Source organism: Pseudomonas sp. GM18 (genome assembly GCF_000282195.1).
Taxonomy (GTDB): Bacteria; Pseudomonadota; Gammaproteobacteria; order Pseudomonadales; family Pseudomonadaceae; genus Aquipseudomonas.
In genome coordinates, this window is record NZ_AKJT01000066.1 from 1 (window position 1) to 2,384 (window position 2,384).

A 2,384-nucleotide genomic window follows, 5' to 3' on the forward strand; every position below is an offset into this window, starting at 1 on the left:
CGGCACCGACTCGCTGCTCGACACCACCGATGGCAAGAACATCATTCTGTTCAAGGAAGGCGATCTGATTGTCGGTCGCTATGACGTAGCCAATGGCCCGGTCACCGGAGCCGATCCGGCCGCGTTCGCAATTGCACTGCTGCAGGACGGCAACGTGGCGGTGGCGCAGTATGTCTCGCTCACGCACCCCATCGCCGGCAGCACGCCGGCGGCCCATGACGACCGGGTCGATCTGGCCGGCCTGATCAATGCGGTAGTGACGGTGACCGACGGCGACGGCGACACCAGCACTGACAGTGTCGGCATCGGCGACGACATCAACTTCGACGACGACGGACCGAGCGCGGACGTGGCCGATGGCGGCGGTTCAGTGACGATCGACGAAACAGCCGGCAACCAGGATAACGACAGCGACGCGGCAGCGGTTCTGGCGCTGTTCGACACGGAAGTGTTGAACAAGGGCACCGACTTGAATCCAACCGAGTTCGCGATCAGCACCACACCTTTGGCCACCACGGCGCTCAGCAGCTTTGGCCAGGACCAGGAGAATGGGACGAAAGTGCTGTCGCTGGCGATTGTGGGCGGTGACGGCACCGACTCGCTGCTCGACACCACCGATGGCAAAAACATCATTCTGTTCAAGGAAGGCGATCTGATTGTCGGTCGCTATGACGTAGCCAATGGCCCGGTCACCGGAGCCGATCCGGCGGCGTTCGCAATTGCTTTGCTGCAGGACGGCAACGTGGCGGTGGCGCAGTATGTCTCGCTCACGCACCCCACCGCCGGCAGCTCGGCGGCGGCCTATGACGACCAGGTCGATCTGGCCGGCCTGATCAACGCGGTGGTGACGGTGACCGACGGCGACGGCGACACCAGCACTGACAGCGTCGGCATCGGCGACGACATCAACTTCGATGACGACGGACCGGCAGTGTCCGCCAACAACACGGTGCTGCTCGACGACGATGCGCTCACGGGCGGCAATGCTGGCGGCACGGGCGACGACGTAAACTCGGCCAACGTAAGCGGCACTCTGGGCCACGACTTTGGTCAGGACGGGGCCGGCACGGTGGCCTATCTGACCAGCGGAGCGCCTACAGGCTTCAGCTATGTGGCCGATGGCACCAATCTGTTAGTCAAGCAGGGCACGACCACGGTACTGACGCTGACGATGGTCGCGGCAACGGGCGCCTACACGGTGGTGCAAAACAACCCGATCCTCCATGCGGCGGGCCTGACCGAGAACAACCAGGCGTTCACCATCAACTACCGGGTGACTGATGGTGATGGCGATACGGCCGATGGCACGCTGGGGATCAACGTCGATGACGACACCCCGGTCGTGACGGCCAAGTCGAACCTGATCTATGCGAACAGCAGCAACGGGGCGCTGGTGACGGATCACGGTGGAACCGGCGTCTTCGGTTACTCGATTGGCGCGGACACCCATGCGACACCTTACAGCGCGTCGAACTCCGACTTCCTGTCCGTGGCCCTCACGGGCGTCACGGTGGGTGCTAACGCCATCACCAACAAATCGGTGAGTTGGGTCTCGGAGACTGATAGCCAGGCGGTGTTCAACGTGGGCTTCACCTACGTGTCCAACAACCCATCGCAGGGAGCGACCAGCAACGCCACCGGCACGCTGGTCTTTGACAAGGTGGCTGACACCTATACCTTGAAACTGGCTCAGGAGATTGAGAGCTTCAGCATCCTGAACACCTCGACGCCTGGAAACCCCCTGCAGGGCTATGCGCTCAACTCAGCCACGACCGTTGGATCGAATCCGCCGGTCTCGGTGATGACGCTTGCCAGCAACTTCTTTGTGCAGTTCGAAGGGTTTGGCGTGAATAATGGGACGCCGCAAACCTTCGCTTACGACACCGGCACAGGCTTGTTCTCGAATGATCGACGGTATGTCACGATTTCATCGGATTCGATTGGCGCTGCCAGCGACACGCTCCAATCGGACGAGGTGATTGATCTGGACTTCTACAAAACAAATCCCCAGGGATTTACCGCTTCTGGCGCGGACAGGGCCACGAGCAAGGCGATCTTTATCGAGTTCACACAAGCCGGTATTGGTGCCGGCAAAGACATGCTGGTGGTCTTGAAGCTGGTTGATGACAACAACCCATTGAATACAATCAATCGGACCTTCATTGTTGGAAACTCAGCCGGTAATGACGACGTTCTCAATGACAGTGTGCCCGCCTATGGATTCGTGGCCAAGGCACAAAACGGCATCGTGGTCTTTGAGAACAATGACTACAACTTCACCGGTGAACACTACTCGATCCAGGGCGCGCAAGTGGTGACATCGACCCAGGGCGTAAGTGGAAGCGGGTACCAGCTCAATGGTGCCATCGACAATCCCGCGACTC

Annotated in this window: 1 protein-coding gene; it reads left to right on the forward strand. The window is 60.3% G+C overall.

Annotated elements, in window-relative coordinates; translation table 11 throughout:
• On the forward strand, window positions 1–2,384 hold a 2,384-nt coding region (locus PMI21_RS11220), incomplete at both ends, for a DUF5801 repeats-in-toxin domain-containing protein (RefSeq protein ID WP_007939407.1).